Source organism: Paenibacillus sp. SC116, from assembly GCF_024733555.1.
Lineage (GTDB): Bacteria > Bacillota > Bacilli > Paenibacillales > Paenibacillaceae > Paenibacillus_B.
This window is the reverse complement of the sequence record NZ_JANIOF010000007.1, coordinates 43,593-70,292: the sequence shown is the minus strand read 5'-3', so window position 1 is coordinate 70,292 and position 26,700 is coordinate 43,593. Positions and strand designations below refer to the sequence as shown.

Below are 26,700 nucleotides of genomic sequence, written 5' to 3'. Positions count from 1 at the left end.
CTTAAAGTGGGAAATAACATATACAATATAAGTTATGTATAACCTTCACTTTACATAAAAGGAGAATGACCAATGACGCAGTTCGAACAGAATCTTGAAAAATATGCAGAATTGATCGTAAAAGTAGGCGTTAACGTCCAACAAGGACAAGAGGTGTTCGTGAATAGTACGATTGAGTCAGCTCCATTGGCTCGCCTAGTGGCAGCTAAAGCTTATGCAGCGGGCGCAAGCAATGTGCATGTCGATTGGACAGATGAAGCATTGTCTCGCTTGAAGTATGAGAAAGCACCAGATGAAGTGTTTGCAAGCTATCCGGAGTGGGAAGTAGCGAAACGCGAAGCGTTCCTTGATAAGCGTGCAGCGTTTATCTCCATCGTGTCATCGAATCCTGATTTGCTGAAGGGAATTAACCCTCAACGCATTGGCAACTATCAAAAAGCAGCAGGCCAAGCATTGACGAAATACCGTCAATTTATTCAGTCTGACAAAGTGAGCTGGACGGTGGTAGCAGCAGTCTCTGAGGCATGGGCAGCAAAAGTATTCCCTAACGCATCTGCGGAGCAAGCTGTTGAACAGTTATGGGCTGCCATTTTCGATTCCGTTCGTCTTCATCATGAAGATCCGGTTCAAGCGTGGGAAGCGCATAACAACAATCTTCATGCGAAGGTTGATATTTTGAACGAGAATCATTTCCACAAGCTGCATTACACAGCGCCAGGTACTGACCTGACGATTGAGCTTCCAGAGAAGCATCTGTGGGTTGGTGCGAGCAGCACGAATGAGCAGAAGGTGAACTTCATGGCGAACATGCCGACAGAAGAAGTGTTCACTGTGCCTTATCGCGATGGTGTGGATGGCTACGTGTCAAGCACGAAGCCGCTTAGCTATGGTGGCAATTTGATTGATAACTTTAAGCTTACGTTCGAGAAGGGCCGTATTGTGAAAGTTGAAGCAGAGCAAGGTCAAGACATTCTTGAGCAGCTCGTGAATACAGATGAAGGAGCTCGTTATCTTGGTGAGGTAGCGCTTGTACCGCATCAATCACCTATTTCGGAGTCCAACATTTTGTTCTATAACACGTTGTTCGATGAGAACGCATCTAACCATTTGGCAATCGGCAGTGGTTACGCGTTTAACGTTGAAGGCGGCAAGCAGATGTCACAGGATGAGCTGCGTGCAGCAGGTGTAAACACGAGTATTACACATGTTGACTTCATGATCGGTTCAGCTGAAATGAACATTGACGGTATTCTTAAAGATGGAACGTCCGTGCCTATCTTCCGCAACGGAAATTGGGCGATTTAAATAGTAGGAATGATATTGTCTCAAATGCAAGAATATTGCTGAAGAGATGGCTATCCCTAAATGATATGCAAATAGCGGTACGGGGTTAATTCCTGTGCCGCTATTTTTGTTGTATGGATGGCGGTTTGTCGTTTTCTTGAATGCAGACATCTTCATTTTTAAGTAAATTGTCGATTGTCTTTATTGCTTCATGGTTGTCCCATCCTTACAATGATGTTTATAGGGGGGAGTCATAAGCAATGGATACGATAACACATACACTATTTGGATTATCCTTATATGCAGCTGTTGATAAAAAGCGTTTTACGACAAATGAAAAACGAGCGCTGCTCCTGACGACAGTCGTAGGTTCTAATATTCCTGATATCGATGTCATTTCACAGTGGTGGGATACAGCAGGACGTTATCAAATGTGGCATCGCGGCATTACTCACTCCGTGTTTCTTGTACCGGTATGGGCGGCTTTATTGTCGATTGTGAGTTGGTTGCTGTTTAAGGTCAAGGACTTGAAGCTGTTCGCGATGGGTTTACTAGCTGTGTTTATTCATAATTCGAGCGATCTGTTTAATGCGTGGGGGACAGGGTATTTGGAGCCGTTCTCTTCGATACGGGTTACGTTCGGCACGATTCCGATTATAGACTTTATGTTCTGGATCATTATGTTGGTCGGTTGGCTGCTAGTTCGATTCAAGCGGAATTTGTCATCATCACGCGTATTCAAATGGGTATGGGCTTTGATGATTGTTCATCTTATTAGCCAGACGGTTCAAGGATATGTGATTCAGAACCAATATGCGAAGCAATACGACGAATTCGCGTTGTCAGCAGGCTTTATTCCAGGGCAGTTTCAAATGATCGGCAAACAAAATGATAAAGTTTACATTAGTAGAACGACCGTTTTCACTGAACCGAAGCTTCAAGTCGAACTGACATCGGATGAGAGCACCAGCCTTGAACAGCTATTTGCAGCGAACCCAGAGGCGAAGACGTTATATGAATGGTCACCCTTTATTGTTATTGTGAATGACGACAAACATATCGGGATTTACGATCCGCGCTTCTACCGCAATGGTGAATCATTCTTATACGAGAAAATGGATAAATAAGTAAATGTTATTGTGGAAGCAATGCGTACAAAAGACCGTTCCATGTAAGGTGGAGCGGTTTTTATGTATGGATTGTATGAAGTTATGGTTGTTGAAATATAAATAAAATGCAGAAATGACATCGAGACAAGTCCATTCTTATAGAATAGTTTGGGCTATTAAAAGGTTAGAAAGAAAAAGAAGCAATCGCATGACACGGTGTGCGATGCTAAGTTTTTTCATGTATGAATATGTCATTCCAATGGGGCTCGCGATAATTACAGACGCTATCATCAGCTATTGAGCTGCGATATGCCATGGAGCAACCTGTGTGAGTCCTTTGTTGTACTCTGGTACTCCCTCTAACGGTTACTATTGACGTTATTTATACGAAATCGTCCCTAATAGAATTGTAACGGTCATCAGAGCGCTTATTTTAGCAATTATGGTGAATTCATTCGCTTAATCTGACAAATAAGCTCTCTGACATCCTTTACACCTCAAAATAAGTAAATGTAAGCTGGATAGTCTCTGCGACAACCGTTAAAGAAATAATAGTAGGACATTGGTGGGGAATGGATACCCCTCAACATACATACGTTCCATTTGGACAATTTCTCGCCTCTTTATGCTAGGATGGGTGCCTACTATTTGAATTGAAAAATTCGCTCTTTAAGGACAAGAAGAGGTGGATTTGCATGCGGGATATCGAAACATAGGTTAATCAGTAGGTATAGTTTGAATTGGAACTACACTTTGAGTTACTATGCGAAAATAGTTGATTCGTATACTGCATAATCAATGCAGTCCCAATCCCTCAGCGCGTGCCTTCTCGATCGCGTCCTCACGGTTGCTTACTCCTAGTTTGGAATAGAGAGTAGAGCAGTAATTTCGTATCGTACCCTCAGATAAAAATAGCTTGGCTGCGATCGATTTGTAACGCAATCCATTGCTTAAATGCTGTAAAATTTCTAACTCTCGTTTCGTAATTCCATACGGATTATTTTCCGGGGAATAATTTTGATTGCCGAGCTGTTCCCGTTGACGCTTCATTTTCTCGAATATTTGAACGGTAATGTTCTGATCAATCCATGTTCCTCCGCTATGAATAAGCTTTATCGCTTCGATTAAGTCTCGCGGATGAATCGACTTAAGCATATATCCTTCTGCACCAAGCTCTATTGATTTGACAGCTTGCGACACATCTTCAAATGTTGTTAATAGAACAACTCTCATCTGAGGCCAACGCTGCTTCATCTCACGGAGAGCTTCAATACCATCCATTTCTGGCATACGCACATCCATAAGTACGATATCAGGCTGAGCTGTCGCACATTGCTCCAAAGCTTGCTGTCCATTTTCAGCTGTTCCAATAACTTGGAGATCAGGCTGTTGTTCTAGAATGCGCTGCAAACTTTCTGTAATAATAGATTGATCATCGACGAGTAGAAGTCGTATCCCTGTTTGCGCAAGTTCTGCTTTTAGAGGGAGCGTGCAGATGATGACCGTTCCTTCATTAGCTCGAGAATGTACAGCTAGATTGCCCGTGCATTCATCTAAGCGTTCCTTCATGCCGGATAACCCGAAGCCAAATCGTATTTGCTCCATACCTATGCCGTTATCTTCAATTTGTAGACGTAGTTGTTGGTTGTCGTAAAATAACTGAACTTGTATCGTACTCGCTTGCCCATGTCGAACGGCGTTGGTGAGAGATTCTTGCAGGCAGCGATACAAGCAGAAGCTTATTTGTTTTGTGATAGGAACTTCATTTCCGAATGTACGGAAGCTAACCGTTACCCCTGTTGCTTTTGTGAATTCTCCGATAAGTTGTTGCATTGAATCACGTAACGATTGGCTCATTGGCGTTGCAGCCAAATGATGCAGATGCTGGCGAATATCATCCAACCCATGGCGGGCCAATTCGACAAGGGTATCGATTCGCTCGCTTTGATTGGAAGGGAATGACGTTTTCAATGACTCCATGCCTACAATTAGCGAGGTTAGCGTATGGCCGATCGTGTCATGCAATTCATGTGACAGTCGGTTCCGCTCCTCTTTCAAAGTAAGTTCCTCGATCTGATTAACGTGCTGCTCCAGTACCTTTTTCTGCTCTTGAATAATTTTACTCTGTTTATGGTTTAAGGCAAGTACTTGAAAGGCATAGCCTAGCGCAAATACAGCGCCATGATTAAACATATAGTTTAAAATAATAGCTAGAATAGGCTCATCAGCTAGCCATCCGTTGATACCAGGAATGATAAAAATAGTGGGTATTGCTGTCCACAAATAGTTGCTTTTGTCACTGTAAAAGCCAATTACAAATGCGATTATGACAAATTGCCAAGAGAGAAGTGGTTGATCAGAAGTAAGATACATATAAAACGATCCAGTCAACACAATTTCTGAGACTAAGTACCACTTTTTACTGAACTGTTGGATGAGAAAAGGAATCGAATGAATCAAAATAGCTGCTAAAATGATGACCCATGATGGCACAGAAAATGGTATTGGATTAATTAGCATATTTAAAACTATGGCTATTAAGAGTAATAACCGAATAAAGAAACACATCCAATCATACCAAAACCAATGCTTCGTTATATTCCACATTAGAAGTTCTCACTCCATCTTCGTAATAAGCACCAATTCGGTACTTTACTGTTTTGTTTTATATAAATACCCCACTTCAATCATACGACGTGTGTAGTCGACTAAGTACTTCGCAAAGGCATTGCCTACTCGTGTACTAACGATCAACCATAAACAAGCCAGGGCGCTTACCGCTAATGCGGCTGGGAGCGTTTCAATTGAATTAGCCAGCACATTGTACGGGAGGATCTTATACAGAAGGGGTGCAGGCAATAACATAAGAGGTGTAACGTACATCAAGACCGAAAGGATTAGACTGCCCATCCCAATTACCAATTTATATAACAATAATCTAATCATGATCCAATAACCGCGATTCGTCAATGTCCCTCTCATCTGTTCCCATGAATCTTGCTTTGGCTCGTTGTAATGGAAGTGTTCTTCATCACATGGCAATTGAGTCAACGGTAAGGATGTGTATTTTTCAATGATTCGAGCGTCTAAACGTACGAATTTCGGTGCTGTTTGCAGCACATAGACCAGGATTGGAATCCCCACAACAGTGATCGATAACCCTACACCTAATGTGACCCCGACTGAAAAGAAAATGAAATAAAATAGTCCGCTCACAAACGTATACAGCATAAGTTGTGCATGTTTCAGGTTTCGAATGAAATGCTCTTTCATCGTTAACTTCTCCTTTTTCATAGATAGTAGTAAGTTCAGCAGTCGCATGTCCGCTGATTGATATCCCTAGCATAGGTGAGATGCTGTCACAATGGGTAGTGAGGGACTGTCATATGACATCACACATAGGAATTATGACGAATGATTATGTTGAAATGAACGTTTTTATCACTATGGGATATGACATATCTAGCGCTAAAGTCAGGTCAGGAGGTGACAGGAGAAACGAAGCATGCTTGCCTGATGGATAAAAGGATAATCGGGTATGCCGAATGATAGTAAAAAAATATCTTGAGCAAAGATGAAGGGTTATCTATTCATGTGATGTCAGATTATAGTAATTCTGTTTCGATAAAAAAGGAGGAAATCCTATGAAGTTTAAAGGTTACAAATTAGGATTGATTACATTATCCGCATTAATAGCAGGAACTGTGCTTCTACCTACACAAGGAATTTTGCATGCGGAGAACGCGAATGCAGCACAGCAAACTTCTCAGCATTCCACAAATAATAATTCGAGTCGTACACAAGATAGCAGGGAAGCTGTTAAGAAACTTATCGATCAATTTGCTAATGAGAAAGACGTTCCAGGGATTATCGCTGGTGTTACTAAGAACGGTCAGAAATGGTCCTATGCCTCAGGTGAAGCTACTATCCACGATAAAACCCCATTGAAGACCAATTTCCACTTTCGAATCGGAAGTGCAACAAAAACATTTGTAGCGACGGTCATTCTTCAATTAGCAGGTGAAAACAAACTCAATTTAGATGATTCCATTGAAAAATGGCTGCCAGGTGTTGTGCAAGGAAATGGATACGACGCAAGCAAAATTACGATCCGCCAGCTGCTGAATCATACGAGCGGAATCGCGAGCTATACAGCAAATGAGACTTTTATAAAAGACCTTCATTCCAACTTGCACAAAAACTATACAACTGAGGAGCTTGTCCGTATAGGCATCAGTAGCAAACCTTCTTTTGCTCCGGGAACAAGTTGGGAATACTCGAACACGAATACGGTTCTGGCTGGACTTGTGATTAAAAAGGTTACAGGCGAAACATACGGTGAGCAGATTAAGAGGCGCATCATTGATCCTCTAAAGCTCAAAGGAACGTCGGTCCCAGGCAGCTCTTCACATCTTCCTAGTCCTCATGCAAGAGGATATTACAAACTTGAAGGCAAGCTTTTAGACACAACTGAAATGAATCCTTCATGGGGAAATGCAGCCGGAGATATGATTTCGACAGTAGATGATCTGAACACGTTTTTTAGCGCACTTCTAGGTGGCGAACTATTAAAGCCAGAGCTGCTCACGCAAATGATGACGGGTGTTGAATCTCCTCTTGGAAAATACGGACTAGGTATATTTGAAACGAAACTGCCAAATGGAACGTCCTTTTGGGGACATGGTGGGAATTTACCTGGATTCTCTACCATGGCGGGAGGCATAGCTGGTGGTGATCATGTGATGGCGTTGAGTACAAATTTACTTGGAGACACAAAGAACAATCATCATCTCAACATTATTACCGAAGAATTCAGTGGAACGGAGTCCAAGACGAAGCGCGTGCAAAATCAGCTAGATAACATAACGAAACACGGTATTGTAGGTGTTACTGCGGTTACGTACAATCAAGGCAAGTTTCAAGGCTACGCATCTGGTAAAGCGGACATCACTACTGGTCGCAAAATGGGATCAGATGAACGCTTCCGCATCGGCAGCATTACAAAGACATTTGTAGCGACGGTTGTACTTCAGTTAGCAGGTGAGAACAAACTCAATTTGGATGACTCCGTAGAAAAATGGCTACCAGGTGTGGTGAAGGGCAACGGTTATGATGGAAATAAAGTTACGATTCGCCAACTGCTCAATCATACAAGCGGCATTAATAACTACACAGACGTTCTTTTTAAAGACCCCAACAACCTAGAGAGTTTATACCGTGACTACAAGGCAGAAGAACTGGTAGAAATCGGATTAAAAGAAAAGCCATTATTTAAGCCAGGAACTTCCTTCAGCTACTCCAACACGAACTACGTGCTGCTCGGTCAAATTATTAAAAAAGTAACAGGCGAAACTTATGATCAGCAAATCGAAAAACGCATCATAGAACCTCTCAATCTTAATGACACCTTCCTGCCTGGAAGCAGTACCCTTATACCAGGATCTAAACATGCTAGCGGATACGTTTATCTTCATCAAAAATTAAAAGATGTTACACAAATGAATCCATCTTGGGGGAATGCAGCCGGAGATATGATCTCCACTGGACAGGATTTGTCTACATTTATGTCTGCACTTCTTGGCGGTAAGCTATTGAAAGAAGAGCAGCTAAAGCAGATGTTGACGGCTGTGAAAACAGAGCAAGTTGGAGATTATGGACTGGGCATATTCACGATGAAGCTGCCAAATGGTCAAGTACTTTGGGGGCACAATGGTGGCATACACGGATATGGAAGTTTTGCATTTGGATCAATAGATGGTAAGCATATTATGGTTTTGAATATAAATTCAAGTCCAGATTCTGAAGAAAAAGCAAAGGCAGTAATGGAGTCTATTGATTCTGCGTATGCAGAGGAATTCAAATAAATCACAAACGGTACTCTACCTTTATTCAAATGTGTGCCAAAACAAGGAGGAAAACCTATGAAGTTTAAAGGCTATAAATTAGGAATGATTACTTTATCCGCATTATTAGCAGGAACCTTGCTTCTGCCAGTGCAAGGAACATTTCACGCGGAGAACGTGAATGCAGCACAGCAAACTTCGCAGCATTCTACTAATAAGCAAGTGGCTGACGCTCATGACAATCGAAGCTCCGTCAAAAAGCTCATCGATCAAGCTGCTAATCAGAAGGACGTTCCAGGGGTCATCGTTGGTGTTACAAAGAATGGTCAAAAGTGGTCCTACGCCTCAGGTGAAGCAACTATCCATGATAAAACCCCAGTGAGGACAGATTTTCACTTTCGAATCGGAAGTACGACGAAAACATTTGTAGCGACGGTCATTCTTCAATTAGCAGGTGAAAACAAACTCAATTTGGATCATTCCATTGAAAAATGGTTGCCGGGTGTTGTGCAAGGTAATGGATACGACGCAAGCAAAATTACGATCCGTCAGTTGCTCAATCATACGAGTGGAATCGCGAGCTATACAGCAAATGAGTCCTTTATGAAAGGTCTTCAATCGAGCTTGAACAAAAACTATACAGCTGATGATCTTGTTCGTGCAGGCATTAGCGCAAAGCCTTCGTTTGCGCCAGGCTCAAGCTGGGAGTACTCGAACACAAATACGGTGCTGGCGGGACTTATTATTAAAAAAGTAACAGGCGAAACATACGGAGAGCAGATTAAGAAACGTATCATTAATCCTTTAAAGCTTAAGGGAACCTCAGTCCCAGGCAGCTCTACACATCTTCCTAGTCCTCATGCAAGAGGATATTACAAGCTTGAAGGCAAGCTTTTGGACACAACCGAAATGAATACTTCATGGGCAAATGCAGCTGGGGATATGATCTCGACGGTAGATGATTTGAATACCTTTTTCAGTGCACTACTAGGTGGAAAATTATTAAAGCCAGAGTTACTTAAGCAAATGATGACAACGGTTGAAGCCCCCCTTCTTGGAAAATATGGACTCGGTATTTATGAAACGAAACTGCTTAATGGAACTTCCTTCTGGGGACACGGTGGAAATCTGCCTGGATTCTCTACGATGGCAGGAGGGATCGCTGGCGGTGAACATGTAATAGCTTTAAGTACAAATTTACTTTCGGATTCAGATGCCCTTCATCATGTGAATATCATTGCAGAACAATTTGGTGGAGTTGCTTCCAAAGTTGAGCGAGTACAGAAGCTCATTGATAACTTCACGAATCTGGATATTGCAGGTGTCACAGCAGTGACATACAATCACGGCAAGTTCCAAGGTTACTCAGCTGGCAAGGCTGATATTAAGACAGGACGCAAAATGGAGTCTGATGCGCGTTTCCGTATTGGCAGTATTACGAAAACATTTGTAGCGACTGTCGTGCTTCAGTTAGCTGGGGAGAACAAACTTAATTTGGATGACTCCGTAGAGAAATGGCTCCCAGGAGTTGTACAGGGCAATGGTTACGACGGCAGTAAAATTACGATTCGTCAACTTCTCAATCATACAAGCGGCATTTATAACTATACGAGCGTTCTTTTTAAAGACCCTACTAACCTAGAGCTTTTACAGCGTACCTATACAGCAGAAGAGCTAGTGGCGATGGGACTGAAAGAAAAGCCGGTATTCAAGCCCGGAACTGACTTCCAATACTCCAATACGAACTATGTGCTGCTTGGCCAAATTATTAAAAAAGTAACAGGCGAGACGTATGATCAACAAATTGAAAAACGCATCATAGAGCCGCTCCATCTTAATGATACTTTCTTGCCAGGCAGCAGTACTCTCATACCGGGATCTAAGCATGGAAGAGGATATATCACACACAATCAAACGTTGGTAGATATTACAGAACTGAACCCAACCATTGCGAATGCAGCAGGAGATATGATTTCAACAGGAAAGGATTTGTCCACATTTTTGTCTGCGTTGCTCGGCGGCAAGCTATTGAAGGAAGAGCAGCTGAAGCAGATGTTAACGGTTGTGAATGAAAGTGGAAGAACATATGGATTGGGTATTTATCAAACGAAACTCCCAAATGGTCAGGTACTCTGGGGTCATGATGGAGGAATTCATGGATTTCTAAGTATGCTACTTGGAACGTCTGATGGCAAGCACATTATGGCTATGAATATGAACTCACAGCCGAATTCGGATGAGTTAATAAAAGCATTTAACGAGAATATGAGCAATGTACTTACGACTGAATTCAACAACTAAATCCTTATTCCCTCAAGAATAAACTTTTCATGTGAATATGAATGTAATTCATGAATATGTGTATATGTCTACGACCCTTGGAAGGATCGGTATAGGCTAGTGGAGAAAATGCCTCCTATTTCGAAGTTAAGTTACTTGGAGCTAAGTAGGAGGCAGCCTCTTCTAGACAATGAAAATATGGAGGAGAAACAATGAAATTAAATCGCTATAAATTTAAAATGTTGACGGTTACGACAATGATTGCGGCTGCAGCACTACTGCTGCCAATGCAAGGAAATGTACAAGCCCAGCCGGATAAGACAGCATCCCAGCAGACACAAGGAATCCAAACTTCTTTGCAGCAGCAATCCAATCGCTCAGCAATTGAAGTAAACAGCTCCGTTAAGCAAGTTATTGATCGTCTTGCTAATCATAAGAACATTCCAGGCATCATTGCAGCGGGTATGAAAAATGGAGAGCGGTGGGCTTACGCATCAGGGGAAGCGAGCATACATGATACACGGCAGGTGAAGGCGGACTTCCATTTCCGAATTGGTAGTGTGACGAAAACGTTTGTAGCCACTGTTATTTTACAGCTAGCCGAAGAAGGGAAACTCCACTTGGATGACTCTGTAGAGAAATGGCTGCCAGGTGTTGTGCAAGGAAATGGCTATGATGGCAGGAAGATTACGATTCAGCAGTTATTGAATCATACAAGTGGCATTGCGAACTACACATCGCAATCATTTATAAGAGATAGTATAGTGAAGAATCCATATCATGGATATACACCTGAAGAGCTTGTCCGTAAAGGATTAGGTGAAGCACCATTATTCGCTCCAGGAACGAATTGGAGTTATTCAAATACGAACTATATTTTAGCGGGACTTATTATTAAGCAGGTGACAGGTGAAACCTATGCGGACCAAATTAAGAAGCGCATCATTGATCCGCTTCAGCTAAACGATACATCTATACCGGGAAGCTCTTCCTATATTCCGGATCAGCATGCAAGAGGGTACTTTAAAGAGAACGGCAAGTTTATCGATATGACAGAGTTAAACCCTTCATGGGGAGATGCAGCGGGTGATATGATTTCGACAACGGCTGACTTGAATACGTTTTTCAGTGCCTTATTAGGAGGCAAGTTATTGAAGGCTGAATCTTTGCAGCAAATGTTGACGGGGGTTGATACGCCTGTTGGGAAATATGGACTGGGCATTTATGAAACAAAGCTAGCAAGTGGTACTTCGATTTGGGGACATAGTGGGGGCATTCATGGATTTGCTACGATAGCTGGCGGTCTTGTAGGGGGAGATCATGTGTTGGCGGTGAGCACGAACATACTCGATAATGATGTGAATGAGGAACAGGCCAATTTACTAGAGATTTTCGAAGGGGAGTTCAGATCAGTAGACTCCAAGTAGAGGGTTTATAAAAATGAACTAGCTATCCGTAGTGGAGTTAAAGTGTTAAAGCCATCAATCAGTACAGCTTGATTGATGGCTTTTTTGTTTGAGAAAATAGAATTGTCTTATAAATTCGGCAGAAATGGATGCTAATGAATCTTTCTTTATGCCTCTTTCATCTCGTTTTCAGGTTATAGCGATAACATTATGCACGAAGCTGTTATATGGATAACGTGACAATGAGGTGAATCTGTGACCGAATCGAACCTGCAAGGGAAGACAACGATGAATACGATTGCTGTGATGGACGAGACCACAGAAGTAGAGGCTGTTCCTTTCGAGAAACACGAAAAAGATAAGAAAAGTGCAAATACAGATGTTGTACCTAACCATACATCGTCTACGTCGAAAAAAAGAATAGAAGAGCTCACGATACTACGAGCGTTCGCCTTTTTAGCAATTGTGCTGCAGCACAGCATTGGTGAATATATCGTCCGTGAAGATATCAATCGGACCGATTCGATTTTAATCAGCCTACTCTATCACTTTACGAGATTTGGTACGCTGACTTTCGTATTCATATCAACCGTCCTTTTATTTTATAGCCGTCATTCCGCTGCGAAATACGGCACTTTTCTGAAGCGACGAGCACAGGGTCTGCTTGTCCCATTCGCATTATGGACCTTGATCTATTGCGCATTTATTTTGCAAGGAGATATGTTCACTTTAGATGGCTGGACGAAAATATTGCAGCAGTTTGTTAACCCGACATATGGGTATCATCTATGGTTTATTTTAATGATATTCCAATTGTATCTTCTCTTTCCTTGGTTGCTCAAAATTGTACATAAAGTACAAACGGAAATACGTGCAATAACGTTGGAAAAGGGAATGAAGTTAGGCAAGCGATGGATCGTATTGTTGATGATAGGGATCGCCCTTCTTTATCTAGCCTTAATGGATTGGTCTTACCGTATTGCACCCGGATGGACGTCTGATGCGAGTGGGGGAGCAGCATATATATTGGGGCACCGTACAATGTTTTTAGGCATGTATATACTCTATATTGCAATGGGCATTCTCTGTGCGTACCGTCTCCCTGAGTGGCGGCGATGGATTCAACGTGTACTGCCGTGGAGTGCGCTAGTGTTTGGTGCTGCGTATCTGTACAGCAGTTATCGTTTGTTTGCAGGTGGTGTGGAGCCGGTAAATGTAAATATCTCGACGTATTTGAAACCGTCTATTGCGATATTGGCTGTTTCACAGATGCTGCTTCTGTACGCGCTTGCGCTGAATATCGTAAAACGCCAAGGTATGCTGTACCGTTGTTTGAAATGGATTGGATCGTACTCTTTCCCTGCTTATTTAGTACACGCACTTGTATTGTCAGGGGTTGCCCTGTGGACGCGAACGTTGATGCTGGAAGGGCAGCATTTTATCGTGACGATATTAACGTGGATTGCAGTAGCGGCAGGCTCCTTGTTCTTATCCAAAATGATGGAGCGCATGCCGTATGGTAAATGGTTGACAGGCACAGGGAGTAAAAGAAAAACCCAATCGTCAATTTCGAGTCAGGAACAGCATAGTGGCCCAGAACATGTAGACCAGAGAGATGGGTCAAAACCTGTTTTTTAAAATTAGGGTTGACAATGTTTGGAATACCGCTTTATGATAAATCCATATTACACGAAAGGAGGCCGACGAAAAAATGATGATGCTAATGTTTAATGAACTCAGAAATGATAAAGGTGCTGGTAATTGGCTGCGAGATCGCGCTCAAGGCAACCTTCAACCGCATACATTCACATATTTCTCGTCGGTCTCGACGGAATAATCGGTGCGCAGTAGTGCCGCTTAGTAGAGGGTGAATTCTTACTCGATAAGGTAAGAATGATAACCTGTAATTAAGCTGTTCTTCAGCAGAACATGAACGGATTATCATGAGACCATAGACGAGAAGTCTATGGTCTTTTTATATGTTCCTATGACATTTTTTCATCGAGGATGATTAAGTGTGTGGAATAAAGGTGGATAATCCTGCCTTTATAGGAATAAAAAGACCGTAGACGGAGGAGTCTGCGGTCTTTTTTAATGTGCGCACAACAGATTATCGGTGTTTAGTGAGAGGAATGAAAACATATTTATGAATACATGGAATACAACTATAACTTCTAAGACAGAGGATTCATATTATCGAACGATCGCACTTCCAGCAGGAGAATTGCACGTGTATGCCAGCGAACCTCTATTTGTGGAGCTTCCTGCAAAAGTATTTGAAATGGCAAATAACAATTTACTGATTCCTAATGCTTCTTACATGAGCTATACACCAGATGTTCATGTTGGCGTTGGAACGTGCATCGGTACGACAGCGGTATGGGAGGCTGAGAATGGTTATGTATCGCCTTCCATTGTCGGTAACGATATCGGCTGCGGTATGCGTGTACATTTGACGAATATGCATCGTGATGAATTGAAAGACGTAAAGGTGCGGCGTAAGTTGATTAAACGAATGGGAAAATACGTGCCTTTGAACATGCATGAACGCGGCCATTTTTCGGATATCCGATTGGAACATGTGTTGAAAAAAGGAGTACACGGTCTGCCAAACAAATACGTGCCGGACATTTATACGCCTAAGAAGACGACATCCTTGACGCACCTTGAATGCGGCAGATTTTCCTTCGATGAAAAGATGCTGGATGAAATTCCTGAGCCGATATGGCATCGAGCGCATAGGCAGCTAGGCACGCTTGGTGGCGGCAATCATTTTGCCGAAGTTCAGGCGATCGAGATTGCTGAGCATAATCGGGACGTTGCAGAAGCATGGGGATTGTTTGACGGGCAAGTCGTTATAATGATCCATTCTGGGTCGCGAGCGTGGGGCGGAGCGGTTAGTGAGCATGGCATTAAAGCAATGAGCCAATGGATGCGTGCGTCTGGTCAAGGAACGCCAGATCCGAGATTAACATTTGCGCCGTTGGAGCATCCATTTGCACAATCGTATGTGAACTTGATGTACTCAGCGTTGAACTACGCAGTCGTGAATCGGCATTTAATCGCATATGGCATTCGTGAAGCTTTTCGAGATGTATTCGGGACTAAGGTCGAGATGAGGACGCTATACGATCTCATGCATAACTACGCATGGGAAGAAGTGCATCAAGGTCGGAGGATGTTCGTACATCGCAAAGGGGCTACACTTGCCCTGCCGCCGCATCATCCAGATAATCCGAAGCCATATGCGGAGACTGGGCATCCAGCGCTTATACCGGGATCGATGGGCAGCCGCTCTTATCTGATGGTAGGACGTGATGGCGGCAGCGACAATTATTATTCGATCTGCCACGGGGCTGGCCGGGTTCGTTCGCGCAGTGCGACGAAGCAGCTAGTGACGGTGGATGAGTTTGCTGCCTCGCTAAAAGTTGGCAAGGAAGACGAGATCGTAGTTAACCAACCGATGCTGGAAAGTATCGTTGATGAATCACCACAAGCATATAAAAATGTTGAACATATAATCGAGAGTGTTGTCGGCGCAGGGCTTGCTGAAGTAGTAGCAGTATGCCAACCGTTGGCAGCGTTAAAAGGAGCCTAATCATATGAGTACAAATTTACATGCACAACACCCTGATGAACGGGTTTTAGTTTTGTTTGAAGCAGGATTAACGGTATTTGAACGCTACGCACAGGCGGTACAGGCGATTCAAGGTTTATTGAAAGAACGATTCGGACGTACATGGTCGATCGTATCCAGCCATGGGCAAGAGGATGTTGTATGGAAACAGCTAGACGCTGATGTACGCTCGGGGAATGAAAGTGTAGAATGTGCGGCACGAGTATTTGATGTTTTCGAGGCAAAAGAATGGACGGTCGTAGCTGATGAAAAGGGGGATCGCAGAACATCCCGAATTCAACTTACGCCTTCTTCACGCAACTTGTTGTTCGTTTACCCTAAGGATCGAGTAGCTTTTGTTCGTATCCCCGTATGGAGAGATGATCGCATTGATCATGAAAGCCTCTGTTTGGTAGAAAACGAGGAATCGCTTGTTCGGTTTATGGAGCGAGTGAACTTGAGCGATTGTGATCAGAACGCTTCGACGATGACGAGCAAGTTAGAGATGCTTCGTTCACAGGAAATACAAGCAGCATCTGTAATGAAGTCGATGTCAGCTGCGCAATCTGTATCTATACAGCATTATGAACTGCCAAACGCGGAGTTTGGCATCGTTGCCGATCGAAACAGATGGGAATCGCAAGAGTCTGAACAGACGGTGAATTTAGCATTGGATGCGTTACAATTTAAACTGCAGCGTGACTGTTCGTAATCAAATTTTTGCAATAGGGAGTGCCGATACTAACATGGAAGCAAGCAGTAATAAAAATTATCAAACGATTGACGGAGTCCGTGTCTGGGGAGAACCAGATGCGGGAGCTTTGTCACAAGCGAAAACTTGTGCAGAGACAGGAAGAGTGGTTCAGTCTTTGCTTATGGCTGATCATCATAAAGGATATAGCCAGCCGATTGGCGGTGTAGTCGTCTATGACGGACAAATTTCCCCGTCAGGTGTCGGTTACGATATTGGATGCGGTAATAAGGCAGTGCGAACGAACTTAATGGTATCTGATGTCCTGCCGCGTATTTCAGAAGTGATGGACCGGATTGCTCGAACGATTTCGTTCGGTGTAGGGCGTGTAAATAACGAGCGAGTGGATCATGAGTTGTTTGATGATCCGGATTGGGCTGTTTATCGAGCAATCGGACAGCAGGAGCATGACAAGCTGCTGGCATTGGCTCGTTCGCAGCTCGGCACAGTGGGCAGCGGCAATCATTTCGTCGATTTGTTCGAGGAGACAGAAACGGGACGTTTGTGGATGGGCAATCACTTTGGAAGCCGTGGCTTCGGACATCGGACGGCCAGTGGATTCATTAACTTGGCGGCGGGGCGTGAGTTTTTCGCAAAGGCCCCGGGAGAGAAAATGGATCAGCCGCCTGTTCTATTAGAGTTAGAACATGAGCTTGGAGACATGTATTATCGCGCCATGCGGTTGGCTGGACGATATGCTTATGCAGGCCGTGATTATGTGATGGACCAGATATTGTCCATACTAGGTGCGGAAGCGGACTTTGAGGTGCATAATCATCATAACTATGCATGGCGTGAAACGCATGACGGGCGCGATACGGTCGTTGTCCGTAAAGGAGCGACACCTTCCGCGCCAGGTCAGCTGGGCTTTATTGGCGGCAGTATGGGTGATATTTCGGTCATTGTACGTGGCAAGGATACCGAGGAGAATCGTGATTCGTTTTATAGTACCGTCCACGGAGCGGGCCGGATTATGAGTCGAACAGAAGCGGCAGGAAAAATGAATTGGCGTACACGCAAACGTTCTGGCGGCAAAATTACATCTGCTCAAATGAATCAGGCTGTGCGTGCATGTGGCGTTGAGCTAAGAGGGGCAGGTACGGATGAAAGTCCATTCGTTTACCGCCAATTGCAGACGGTACTGGATGCGCATCGAAACACGATTGATGTGATGCACGTATTAAAGCCAATCGGGGTTTGTATGGCTGGCGCTGACGAGTTCGATCCATATAAAGACTAAGAATGGACTTCCTGAATGAGAAACCTATTCGGGAAGTCTTTTTGATTGTTCTGGACATAGGATCGGCTATAATTAGCATGAAGGAAGTAAATTGATGTAAAATATGGGTAGTCATATAAATGTGAATGTAGAGCAGTATGAATGTGTTAGATAGAAATGTTCTTATTGACGGACATGCTTATTTAAACAGTGGTATAATAACCGTTTCTACATGCAAATAGTTGACACTTCATAATAAATGTCGTATTTATATTATTAAATAGACTATTATACATAGTAATTATGCTAATGTTATTACCGTTACATGGTTTTAAGATAGTGGAACAATTAGGACGATATCATGTTTTATATGGAAGGGATAGATACAATCATGAACGGTAACGAAGCCGACTCTTGCCAATCCAGTGCGTCTGAGCATAAGGCATCTGATGTTAAAAATTTGGCTTCTCGTGTAGAAGAGCAGACAGCATCTAAGTATGCCTTATCGCTAGAGCAGCAATTAGATGACTATGAGAAAAATTACTCACCCAACCGTTACCGTACACCAGATGGTGCTCCGGCCGATATTGTAATATTCACAATCACGACAGAGGAACGCCCTACTGTGAAGAAGTCGATGCCGAAGCGGCAGCTCGAAGTACTGCTTATTCAACGCAAACGCTGGCCGTTCGCAGGACAATGGGCGCTGCCAGGCGGATTTTGCAGAGAGACGGAGACGTTGTACGATTGTGCTCGGCGCGAGCTGCAAGAAGAGACCAACGTGACAGATGTCCATATTGAATATTTGAATATATACAGTACTCCAGGTAGAGATCCTCGTGGATGGATATTGTCGCACGCATTCTGTGCTTTAGTCCAAGAGGAAGTACTAGCTGCCCGTCGCGCATCTTATGATGCGGCCGATTTGAAGCTGATTCCGGTAGAAGAGGCTCTGAATATGGATTTGGCATTTGACCATCGTCTTATTATTCAGGATGCCCTCGATATGATTCGAGAGAAAATGATGACAACAACGATTGCGAAGCAGTTTTTACCAGAGGCATTTACGATAAGTGAACTGTATCAAGTACTGCAGACGGTTGTGCCTACGTTTGAAGAGCCGAATTTTGTACGCAAGCTGACATCTACTCGGACACGCCAAGGACTGATTGAAGAGGTACGTGGTCCAAATGGTGAATTGCTCACTTCGAATCGTTATTCTCAGCGTCCAGCACAGCTGTATCGATTTACGGATCATACACCTAAGTTGTCTTTATACAATTAAAGTGGGGGAGTCCGTTGTATTACAGATATGGTTCCTACCTAGTTTATAATAGATGATTCATTATTGTACGAAAAGACCGCACTTGCAAGCATACAGCTGCTTGCAAGTGCGGTCTTTTTTGGTATCAATAGGCCTATTTTAAATCATGCATATTTTGTGCATGATACTCCTCCCACTGAGAAGCGGGATTCAACACAGGTGCTCCATGACAGACTTCTAGGTGCTTCGGCTGCAACTTCGTAATGATCGAACCACTTGTGATCGCTTCTTTCATATCAGCTGTAAAGGCAGACATAGGACGTTTCAAGCGACCGCGCTTGGAGGTGAATAAATCTCCTGCTAGCAAGACACTATCTTTTTCGTGCATGTATACGGTATGTCCAGGAGAATGACCCGGTGTAAAGTACGGTTGTAATCCCGCGATCACTTGTAGTTGTCCATTTTCAGTATTTGGTAGAGCAGCAGCTAGTCCTTGTCGTACATTTTGTTCTAATTTACGTCGGCGTGGATATATCATCTTACCTTCCATATAAGGGATTTCTGTTTCGTGCGCAAATATAGGAACGTTATAAGCATTGTGAAGTTTATGTACGGAACCAACATGATCACTATGGCCATGGGTTAGTAGAATGCGCTGTAAGGAACCAGCATTCAGTTGATCAATTGCACGATGAATGCTGCGCGCCATGAATGGCATGCCGGCATCAACGAGCGTAATGCCCTCATCATCTTTAACTAGCCATACTCGCATCGGAAATAAGAACCACGTTTTTAAAGACCAGATATGTGTAGAAATTTGTTCTAACTTCATACGAAATCCTCCCTAAGTTGTTCTTTTTTTATCGTTGTATATGCTGTCGAATCCCTGCTAGAAAGATATCAATTGTCAATTCAAATGTATCATCCAAACGGTCATGCAGTTCAGAATCAGGCTCTTCTGATTCGAGGTAAGTGGTAATAATGCCGTGCAAACAATAGTAGAAAGCACGTGTATACGCCAGCGTTTGCGGATCGTCTGCTGGAGCGTTAATCATGTCGGCCATTGAAGCTCTCAGTATAGAGAATAGATCGTTGCGCAGCTTCTGTATGACCAGATTAGGTTCTTTTTCATCTACTCTGGATGATCGAGCAAAGAAAAATAAATGATACATGCTGCGATAGGTAAGTCCGAAATGGATGAGAGCGAGTGCCATTTGTTTCAGTGTTGCATCAGAAGCAAGGTTCGTGTCTTGTTGAAGTTCATGCAGGCGGTCTTGCAATTGTTGCAATGGCTGTCTAGCTAATTGGAAGAGCAGTGTTTCTTTATCCTGAAAATAGATATAGATAGCAGTGTGTGAACATCCTGCCTGCTTCGCAATTTCTCGCATTGTGACTTCCTCGAATCCGGTGTTTGTGAATAGCTCGGCAGCCGCGGATAATATTGCTTGCTTCGTTAATTCAGAACGTTGAGCTTTGTTCATGAGTTCCTCCTAAGTCATGTTTTTTATGTATAAGAATAGGTGAATTATTTAATAACCAATGGTTACTAACCGTCGGTTACAAAATAGCATTATTTTCCTGTTTCGTCAATGCTATCAATCACCGAACCAACAACGCAATTTAATTGTGGTAATTACCACACTAGTTATCGGTGAATCTTGCCGAAATATCGTATATGATGCAAGTAAGACAACCTTGCAGTTACGTCAGGTTCTCCTCATTCAACAGTTGATAAGGTCGTCCCTCTCCCCTAGCGACCTTTACTGTTGAAAAACTGACCCCTCTGCTATTAGAGTGACGATGCTGTAAACGGTGACCCCTGCCGTTTCGGCATCGTCTATTCATTTATAGGGGATATCTCACCGTATTTAATTAGGAAGGGAGTTCCCCCGTATGTGGAAGTCAATGCAAGTCTACTATTATGAAGATGATAAGCATGCTTTGCTGCTTGATGGTATTAGACCTGTTCTCCAACAAATGAAAGCAAATGGCAGCTTTGTACGAGCTTATGTGCAGCGTCATTGGAGGTTTGGTCCTCATATTGCCATCCATGTGGAATTTGAGCAGGAAGAGGCTGCGGAGACTTGTTTTCAACATATTAAAGATCGATTGAAAGTCTACTTGTCCAAATATCCCTCTCAACGCAAGCTGGATGAAAGCTCTTATTTACAATTATGTGAGCAGTGGGAGAATGAGTGTCCAGGTGCTGGCCCACTTGTGCCATTACAGCCTGATAATCAGGTTGCTATATATGAACACAGTTGTTTTTCTGGTTTGTGGAAGCATCCATTGTTATCTGAATTGCTCCGCAGCTTTTATGCTTATACATATGAACTCGTACATTTAGAGATTGAGCGCACACGATCTAATAGACAAGCTCGTTATGTCCAGCTTGTACGGATGATGGCTTCTGTTAGCATGCTGTTTCCGAGTCATGGATTGCATACTGGATACAGCATTTATAAAGATATCGCAGTGAACTATGTCGAATTTATGAAACGATCTGAACAGAAACAATTTATTCAAAAACAGTTTCAAGAAGTAGATGGACAGTGGGGGGCTGTGTTTGATCAAGCCATTCAGGAAGTTGTCCAGCATTCATCTGAGATAGGGTTGTATGTAGGGCAGGATGAGCTCTTGCGCAGATGGTCGGCAGCGTTAAAAGAATTGTCTAATGCCGTGATGAAGCTTACAGAGGAAGGATTGCTGCAGGCTGAAGAAGTTGAAGCGCTGTGGCTCGAACATCTTTACCCGATGTCAGGAAACATGACGGGGCAATTTGCTTTCAAGGCTGAACGACTTTTGTCTGCTGTTACCAGACTGCGGCAAGAGAAGGATGAGCAGAATTCTGCGATGAATGCATATTGCTGTTTGATGGGCGTTTTAGATGGGCTCCTCCCATTGTTTCATATTAGTTCGCATGTCAAACACTTGCTTGCGTATTTGTTGGCAGGAAGTGCGGAAAGAGTGCTGCGTATGAGTAGCACGTACCATGTGCAGCATGCAGAACTGAATTAACACAACTCATTCACTGATCCATTCTAGATGATAGGATACGTATATAAACTTTATAGGTGGGCAACCACAAGTCAACGCACAATCATTGCGTGGATTTGTAGTTGCCCATTTTTTCCTATGTACGCTACAATAAATGTCTGACAAGGTAGAGATATGATCGTATTGCAATATACCGCAAGGCTCGCGAGTATAATCCCGCAATAATATTGCGGGAAATACTATACCGAATTGCGGAGTGAAATCGCTACCTACCTGTTAGATTTAGTAGTGAGGCACTGTAACAGATAAATATGGGGAGGTATTTAAGATTATGATGCTAAATGAAATCATTCAATCTTTATTAAAAGACCGCAATCTGATGGAAAGCTTCCTTCAAGGAAAAGTACAGTTTGCGGGAATAAGTGAATTGGAAAATAAGGCGCTCTTTGATGTTATGGGTAGCAAGCAACCAGCAGAGAACGTTTACGGGGCAACTAACGTTTGGAAATAAAAGTAGACCGTGCAGATAATCAGCGTACTGCGCATAAGGCATACTTTATGTCAGTAGTGCTGTTAGTCTGCACGTTTTTTTCTTATTTTACGTATGTTATCTTTACTGTGCCGATCATAGGAATAGTTGGGGAGTTAGACAAAACAGGAAATGTAATTGTTACAGAGATTGATCCGTTGGGTAGAGCATTTGAGGAAGGAATACAGGTAGGAGATCGAGTAATCGAAGTTGATAGCAAACCAGCGAATGAATTTGAAATGTTTGTTAAATATTCTAGGGTTGAAAAAGCTGAGAGTATATTGGTAGACTCCCATATATCAGGATCTAAATTGTATACATTTGACATGGGTGGTCTAAGCTCTATTCCAAAAAAAGAAATGATTTTTAGCTTTATAGTACCGTTATTTTTCTTTATTGCTAATTTAATTATATCCATTATCTTATATGTGAAATGCAAACATGACAAGGCAGCCGTCATTCTTGTTTTGTATTTTCTATTAATAGGTTTCACTTATTATGCTTCTCCAGTTGCAGTACGCATTGATACTATTGGAAGATTTATGATGGCAGGACTTCTTCCGGTTATTCCATTTGTCTTTCTTTACTTTATGAATGTATACTTACGGCGCCATAATATTGAATTTATCTATAAATCAAGATTCATGGTCGTAGTTATATTGTTACTTGAACTCGTAGTTATTATTAATTTTATTTTGGCAGTGACAGATGTGTTCGCTCCCACAGCATTCGAATCAAGTGCATTTTTGACATATATAACTTTAATTATCGGTTATGGGCTTTGTTTATATTGTTTGATCGATGTATACCGTAAACCACGTCATGCGAAGTTGAAGCCACTGTTTAAAATTATGTTAATTTCACATGCACTGGCGTTTACGCCATTCGTTGTATTGAATTTGTTTCCGCTATTGTTATTTGGAACTCAATTAGTAGTGCATCATTTTTCGACGCTCTTTCTTATAGCTCTACCGGTAGGATATTTGTATTTGTTTACGTCGAAGAAGCTCTTTGACGTTGATTTTGTCGTGACACGATTTAAATACTACGCTTCCTTAGCGTTAGTCCCATCCCTTATTGTAACGACATTGTTAGTAATTACCTTACAAACAGAGTCTTATTTTTGGGTAGGATTCAAATTTTTCATTATTGTATATAGCAGTATGACTTTATTGCTCTACTTGAAAGAGCAGATAGACTATCGCTATCGTCCAAAAATATTTAAGCAGATGTACTCTCTACAAGAGGGATTGGATCGATATTCGAGCGCACTATCCAAAGTAATGAAGCGCGATGATCTGGAGCGTTCTCTATCACAAGAAATTCGCACATTAATGCCGGTGGAAGATATCTGCTTCTTTACGATCGATAAGGCCACGGGATCTATTGAGTATCCTGAAAATATGAAAATATGCGAAGGGGATCACAAGTTGCTGCTTGGACGTCGTTCCTTGAAAGTGGCTGATATTGTTACTTTGGAAGATGGCTTATGTCTCATTATCGGGCAGCGAAATGATCAGCTATATGCGATCTGGATTGGCAACAAAGTGAACAACACGAAATTCAATGTGGATGAACTAAGATGGTTCAAGACTGTAGCCAATTATACTAGTATCTTAAATGAGAACTTATATTTAATTCAAAATTTGCTGGATGATCTGGAAACCGAGATGCAAAAGGGACGTGGTGCCTCTCCGTGGGTACTACGGTTGATTTTCTGTCTTTCAGAGAACGAACGAAGACGTCTGGCATCTGACTTGCATGATTCGGCTTTGCAGGATCAGCTCATTTGGTTCCGCAAGCTGGAGACGTTTTTGACAGATTACAAATATGAATTGTCTTCGGAATCTATGCAGCAGCTCTATGATATTAAAGAAGGCTTGCTCGATGTTATTTTCCAAATTCGAGAGACATGTAATGAGTTAAGGCCTCCTTTATTAAAAGAGCTAGGATTGCAGCAGGCACTTGACTCCTTACTGGATCATATGCGTCTCCATGTGAATTTCGATGTGCAATTTAAAGTAGAGCCACTGCAAAGCATGCTTAGCGAGGAGCAAATTACAGCTGTCTACCGAATTGTACAGGAGTTGCTTCGAAATACATCAAAGCATGCACAGGCAGATAAGGTATGGATTGAACTGAGTCAAATGAATGACCAAGTCTACTTTACATACAAAGATGATGGTGTCGGAATGGACTTGCATCAGATGGAATCTTCTTTTAGTCATATGGGAATGTCAGGAATTCGCGAGAGAGTAATTAGTCTGGAAGGTGAGATAGAGTTCCATTCTGAGAAAGGGCAAGGCTTCGAAGTCCAGATCATGCTGCCAACTATATTATCTAGCAGTAGAGGGGAAAATGAACATGAGCGAGATTCGTATCTTATTAGTTGATGATCATCCGTCTGTAGGTGAAGGAACGAAGACCATGATTGAACAAGACTCCAATATGAGTGTTCATGTCGTTCTTTCCGCCATGGAAGCAATAGAAGCACTCAAGCAAGAATCGTTCGATATTATTCTATGCGATTTGAATATGCCGACGATTACGGGTTTGGAGCTTACGAAGCGACTGATGCAGGAAGATCCGGACAGGCGTGTAATTATCTATACGGGCCACGATATCATCTCTCATTTTAACTTGCTCATTCAATATGGTGTTTCTGGCTTTATTTCGAAGACCGTATCTCGTGAGCAACTACTGACTTCTATTTATTGTGCGATGCGTGGGGAAGCGGTTATCCCTGTTTCCTTACTTAAGCAGCTTCGACGTGGAGAAGTGAAGGTAACTCGTAGTGATGGGACGGTTGAAGAAGCTTCCATCAATGAACGTGAGCAGGACATTTTGCAAGAAGTAGCAGAAGGACTGAGTAACAAAGAGATTGCGGCGAAGCTCCATATGAGTCAGCGAACGGTAGAATACAATTTAACACGTATATTTGATAAGTTAAGTGTGCGATCTCGCTCAGAAGCTATCGTGGAGTCGAAGCGACTTGGACTTATTCGATCAGAAACATTTTAGTGACCTAGGCCCTTTGTCTTAATGACAAAGGGCCTTTTTGTTTTTGTTTAATTTCGACAAAAATGAGAAGAAATGTTCGAAATATGTTGTATATTGTATAATTATGTCTTATAATGCCTGTGTAGAGCCATTGTGTAATAAAATAGATTGAAATATTAAAGGAGGAATTAAAAATGGCGAAAGTGTATGAAATGAGTCTTACTAGACAATTAAGCCTAGTATTTGAACAGCTAGAACCTGAACTACTCGGATTAACGGGCGGGACTTTAGTCGTGTGTCTTCGCAATGATGTGATCGGTAAGTTCGGGGTTAAGCATGATCCGCTAGAATGTAGAGATGGTGTGGTTGTACAGTTACGTAAGGGAATGCAGAAGCGCCATGTCGCCTCTTTCCGCATGATGGCAATCGAAGCTTTGAAGCATAAGAAGAATTGGACTCATGGCGAGATGATTTTTGATTTTGCTATGAAGCAGGACAGCCTTGTCATTAGCACTTGGTTCGAGTCCAACTACAATTTAACGGCATTGTTGGAAAAAGAAAATGATAGTTATGCACGGCAGCCAAGAGCTTCGAGGCAGTAAATTAGCTTCGTTATTAAACCCTCTATGATGGGCAATATGCATGTACATACTGAAGCTTAATTGCAGGTAAAGCTCTTGGCACGAACAGCAATCCAAGTGAGCGTACTGCGATAAGAACTATTACTTGATTTAAAATATTGATATATAACAATGCTCTACGTCTTAATTATTGTATCGAACCGAGCGCTGAGCTTATCTACATGCCCATTCATAATTTCATCTAAGGATATATTATACTTATCGGACAAGATTAACATATTTGTTAGAATATCTCCCAGTTCTTCAACTAACTGCTGTCTAGCATGGTCGTAATACATTACCTCTTCATCAGGTCGGTCTCGCCCTATTTCAATTGTTCGAATAGCTTTAGCTAGTTCACCTACTTCTTCCATCACGAATCCAGCGCAAATAAAAGGATTATAAGAACCATTGACGGTGCTCATAGAATTGCGTTACCCATTGCTCGAAATGTTGAATATTTTATGGGAGCGATGGGGATGTGATGCAGCAATCGATCGAAGCAGGCTTTGCTTTGCCTGGCCATCATGAATTAGTAGTGTGCGAAGATGATGTTGTTCAGCTATTGGAGAAGATGGCTGTTTATCAACGTCCCCAGTTAGGTAACAAATGGTCACAGTTAGAAGCTATGCTCTAATTAAAAATGATAGAAGAAGCGCCCACACAGCAAGCTGGTCCCGATAACATACTGGGACCAGCTTGTTTATCTTTTATTGAAGCTGATCAATGATAAAGGTATAACATTTCCAAAGTATAAGTTAAAGATATTATAAAAATTGAAC

At 42.4% G+C, this 26,700-nt stretch carries 21 protein-coding genes and 1 pseudogene; 17 read left to right on the top strand and 5 right to left on the bottom strand.

Annotated elements, in window-relative coordinates; all coding sequences use genetic code 11:
* The first annotated feature begins 72 nt into the window (after positions 1 to 72).
* Entirely contained in the window at positions 73 to 1,305 is a 1,233-nt protein-coding gene (locus NQ117_RS21730) for an aminopeptidase (protein WP_258280113.1), read from the top strand.
* Between the two features lie 239 nt (positions 1,306 to 1,544).
* A complete protein-coding gene (locus tag NQ117_RS21725; protein ID WP_258280112.1) occupies positions 1,545 to 2,411 on the top strand; it encodes a metal-dependent hydrolase in 867 nt (288 codons plus the stop codon).
* 777 nt (positions 2,412 to 3,188) lie between these two features.
* Here the strand turns inward: NQ117_RS21725 and NQ117_RS21720 are convergent.
* Both NQ117_RS21720 and NQ117_RS21715 read right to left on the bottom strand, forming a co-directional pair.
* Complete coding sequence (locus NQ117_RS21720; protein WP_258280111.1) at positions 3,189 to 5,000, bottom strand: helix-turn-helix transcriptional regulator; 1,812 nt, start codon at positions 4,998 to 5,000, stop codon at positions 3,189 to 3,191.
* 45 nt (positions 5,001 to 5,045) lie between these two features.
* Positions 5,046 to 5,666, bottom strand: a complete 621-nt coding sequence (locus tag NQ117_RS21715) for a sensor domain-containing protein (RefSeq protein ID WP_258280110.1) — start codon at positions 5,664 to 5,666, stop codon at positions 5,046 to 5,048.
* Between the two features lie 371 nt (positions 5,667 to 6,037).
* Here NQ117_RS21715 and NQ117_RS21710 point away from each other — a divergent pair, with 371 nt between their 5' ends.
* The 9 genes from NQ117_RS21710 (at position 6,038) to NQ117_RS21665 (ending at position 18,793) form a co-directional block, all read left to right on the top strand.
* On the top strand, positions 6,038 to 8,257 hold the full coding sequence (locus NQ117_RS21710) for a serine hydrolase domain-containing protein (RefSeq protein WP_258280109.1): 2,220 nt from the start codon (positions 6,038 to 6,040) through the stop codon (positions 8,255 to 8,257).
* Positions 8,258 to 8,314: 57 nt separating this feature from the next.
* Complete coding sequence (locus NQ117_RS24215; protein ID WP_375163111.1) at positions 8,315 to 10,537, top strand: serine hydrolase domain-containing protein; 2,223 nt, start codon at positions 8,315 to 8,317, stop codon at positions 10,535 to 10,537.
* Between the two features lie 191 nt (positions 10,538 to 10,728).
* Positions 10,729 to 11,943 carry a serine hydrolase domain-containing protein gene (locus tag NQ117_RS21695; RefSeq protein WP_258280108.1) on the top strand — a complete coding sequence of 405 codons (1,215 nt, stop codon included), beginning with the start codon at positions 10,729 to 10,731 and terminating at the stop codon, positions 11,941 to 11,943.
* 234 nt (positions 11,944 to 12,177) lie between these two features.
* On the top strand, positions 12,178 to 13,560 hold the full coding sequence (locus NQ117_RS21690; protein WP_258280107.1) for an acyltransferase: 1,383 nt from the start codon (positions 12,178 to 12,180) through the stop codon (positions 13,558 to 13,560).
* A 73-nt stretch (positions 13,561 to 13,633) separates the two neighbouring features.
* Positions 13,634 to 13,759, top strand: coding sequence for a hypothetical protein (locus NQ117_RS21685; RefSeq protein ID WP_258280106.1), 126 nt, complete (start codon positions 13,634 to 13,636; stop codon positions 13,757 to 13,759).
* Positions 13,760 to 14,068: 309 nt separating this feature from the next.
* Positions 14,069 to 15,520, top strand: coding sequence for an RtcB family protein (locus NQ117_RS21680; RefSeq protein WP_258280105.1), 1,452 nt, complete (start codon positions 14,069 to 14,071; stop codon positions 15,518 to 15,520).
* A 4-nt stretch (positions 15,521 to 15,524) separates the two neighbouring features.
* Positions 15,525 to 16,250, top strand: coding sequence for a hypothetical protein (locus tag NQ117_RS21675; RefSeq protein ID WP_258280104.1), 726 nt, complete (start codon positions 15,525 to 15,527; stop codon positions 16,248 to 16,250).
* A 34-nt stretch (positions 16,251 to 16,284) separates the two neighbouring features.
* On the top strand, positions 16,285 to 17,529 hold the full coding sequence (locus NQ117_RS21670) for an RtcB family protein (RefSeq protein WP_258280103.1): 1,245 nt from the start codon (positions 16,285 to 16,287) through the stop codon (positions 17,527 to 17,529).
* 370 nt (positions 17,530 to 17,899) lie between these two features.
* Positions 17,900 to 18,793 (top strand): NUDIX hydrolase, encoded by an 894-nt coding sequence (locus tag NQ117_RS21665; RefSeq protein WP_258280102.1) that lies wholly within the window; start codon positions 17,900 to 17,902, stop codon positions 18,791 to 18,793.
* Positions 18,794 to 18,926: 133 nt separating this feature from the next.
* On the opposite strand, the gene NQ117_RS21660 is transcribed toward NQ117_RS21665, so the two are convergent.
* The gene (locus NQ117_RS21660) at positions 18,927 to 19,604 is read right to left on the bottom strand and encodes an MBL fold metallo-hydrolase (RefSeq protein ID WP_258280101.1); all 678 of its coding nucleotides are present in this window, start codon (positions 19,602 to 19,604) and stop codon (positions 18,927 to 18,929) included.
* A 28-nt stretch (positions 19,605 to 19,632) separates the two neighbouring features.
* Positions 19,633 to 20,253, bottom strand: a complete 621-nt coding sequence (locus tag NQ117_RS21655) for a TetR/AcrR family transcriptional regulator (RefSeq protein ID WP_258280100.1) — start codon at positions 20,251 to 20,253, stop codon at positions 19,633 to 19,635.
* A gap of 412 nt (positions 20,254 to 20,665) precedes the next feature.
* Between NQ117_RS21655 and NQ117_RS21650 the strand changes: the two genes are divergently transcribed.
* The 5 genes from NQ117_RS21650 to NQ117_RS21630 all read left to right on the top strand — a co-directional run bounded on the left by NQ117_RS21650 (position 20,666) and on the right by NQ117_RS21630 (position 25,900).
* The gene (locus NQ117_RS21650) at positions 20,666 to 21,790 is read left to right on the top strand and encodes a lantibiotic dehydratase C-terminal domain-containing protein (RefSeq protein WP_258280099.1); all 1,125 of its coding nucleotides are present in this window, start codon (positions 20,666 to 20,668) and stop codon (positions 21,788 to 21,790) included.
* 310 nt (positions 21,791 to 22,100) lie between these two features.
* On the top strand, positions 22,101 to 22,280 hold the full coding sequence (comX, locus tag NQ117_RS21645; protein WP_258280098.1) for a competence pheromone ComX: 180 nt from the start codon (positions 22,101 to 22,103) through the stop codon (positions 22,278 to 22,280).
* Entirely contained in the window at positions 22,271 to 24,691 is a 2,421-nt protein-coding gene (locus NQ117_RS21640; RefSeq protein ID WP_258280097.1) for an ATP-binding protein, read from the top strand. Before comX ends, NQ117_RS21640 begins: the two co-directional genes overlap by 10 nt.
* Positions 24,663 to 25,319, top strand: coding sequence for a response regulator (locus NQ117_RS21635; RefSeq protein WP_258280096.1), 657 nt, complete (start codon positions 24,663 to 24,665; stop codon positions 25,317 to 25,319). Before NQ117_RS21640 ends, NQ117_RS21635 begins: the two co-directional genes overlap by 29 nt.
* A 173-nt stretch (positions 25,320 to 25,492) precedes the next feature.
* Positions 25,493 to 25,900: an O-methyltransferase gene (locus NQ117_RS21630; protein WP_258280095.1), complete on the top strand. Its 408-nt coding sequence runs from the start codon at positions 25,493 to 25,495 to the stop codon at positions 25,898 to 25,900.
* A 155-nt stretch (positions 25,901 to 26,055) separates the two neighbouring features.
* Here the strand turns inward: NQ117_RS21630 and NQ117_RS21625 are convergent.
* A pseudogene (locus NQ117_RS21625) lies at positions 26,056 to 26,377 on the bottom strand (MazG nucleotide pyrophosphohydrolase domain-containing protein).
* A gap of 22 nt (positions 26,378 to 26,399) precedes the next feature.
* On the opposite strand from NQ117_RS21625, the gene NQ117_RS21620 reads away from it, so the two are divergent.
* Positions 26,400 to 26,555: a hypothetical protein gene (locus tag NQ117_RS21620; protein ID WP_258280094.1), complete on the top strand. Its 156-nt coding sequence runs from the start codon at positions 26,400 to 26,402 to the stop codon at positions 26,553 to 26,555.
* The last annotated feature ends 145 nt before the right edge of the window (positions 26,556 to 26,700 follow it).

Bases quoted from the DNA above. Each gene is read 5' to 3' on its own strand.
- NQ117_RS21730 (WP_258280113.1), top strand. From the start codon at position 73: ATGACGCAGTTCGAACAGAATCTTGAAAAATATGCAGAATTGATCGTA.
- NQ117_RS21725 (WP_258280112.1), top strand. From the start codon at position 1,545: ATGGATACGATAACACATACACTATTTGGATTATCCTTATATGCAGCT.
- NQ117_RS21720 (WP_258280111.1), bottom strand. From the start codon at position 5,000: ATGTGGAATATAACGAAGCATTGGTTTTGGTATGATTGGATGTGTTTC.
- NQ117_RS21715 (WP_258280110.1), bottom strand. From the start codon at position 5,666: ATGAAAGAGCATTTCATTCGAAACCTGAAACATGCACAACTTATGCTG.
- NQ117_RS21710 (WP_258280109.1), top strand. From the start codon at position 6,038: ATGAAGTTTAAAGGTTACAAATTAGGATTGATTACATTATCCGCATTA.
- NQ117_RS24215 (WP_375163111.1), top strand. From the start codon at position 8,315: ATGAAGTTTAAAGGCTATAAATTAGGAATGATTACTTTATCCGCATTA.
- NQ117_RS21695 (WP_258280108.1), top strand. From the start codon at position 10,729: ATGAAATTAAATCGCTATAAATTTAAAATGTTGACGGTTACGACAATG.
- NQ117_RS21685 (WP_258280106.1), top strand. From the start codon at position 13,634: ATGATGATGCTAATGTTTAATGAACTCAGAAATGATAAAGGTGCTGGT.
- NQ117_RS21680 (WP_258280105.1), top strand. From the start codon at position 14,069: ATGAATACATGGAATACAACTATAACTTCTAAGACAGAGGATTCATAT.
- NQ117_RS21675 (WP_258280104.1), top strand. From the start codon at position 15,525: ATGAGTACAAATTTACATGCACAACACCCTGATGAACGGGTTTTAGTT.
- NQ117_RS21670 (WP_258280103.1), top strand. From the start codon at position 16,285: ATGGAAGCAAGCAGTAATAAAAATTATCAAACGATTGACGGAGTCCGT.
- NQ117_RS21665 (WP_258280102.1), top strand. From the start codon at position 17,900: ATGAACGGTAACGAAGCCGACTCTTGCCAATCCAGTGCGTCTGAGCAT.
- NQ117_RS21660 (WP_258280101.1), bottom strand. From the start codon at position 19,604: ATGAAGTTAGAACAAATTTCTACACATATCTGGTCTTTAAAAACGTGG.
- NQ117_RS21655 (WP_258280100.1), bottom strand. From the start codon at position 20,253: ATGAACAAAGCTCAACGTTCTGAATTAACGAAGCAAGCAATATTATCC.
- NQ117_RS21650 (WP_258280099.1), top strand. From the start codon at position 20,666: ATGTGGAAGTCAATGCAAGTCTACTATTATGAAGATGATAAGCATGCT.
- comX (WP_258280098.1), top strand. From the start codon at position 22,101: ATGATGCTAAATGAAATCATTCAATCTTTATTAAAAGACCGCAATCTG.
- NQ117_RS21635 (WP_258280096.1), top strand. From the start codon at position 24,663: ATGAGCGAGATTCGTATCTTATTAGTTGATGATCATCCGTCTGTAGGT.
- NQ117_RS21630 (WP_258280095.1), top strand. From the start codon at position 25,493: ATGGCGAAAGTGTATGAAATGAGTCTTACTAGACAATTAAGCCTAGTA.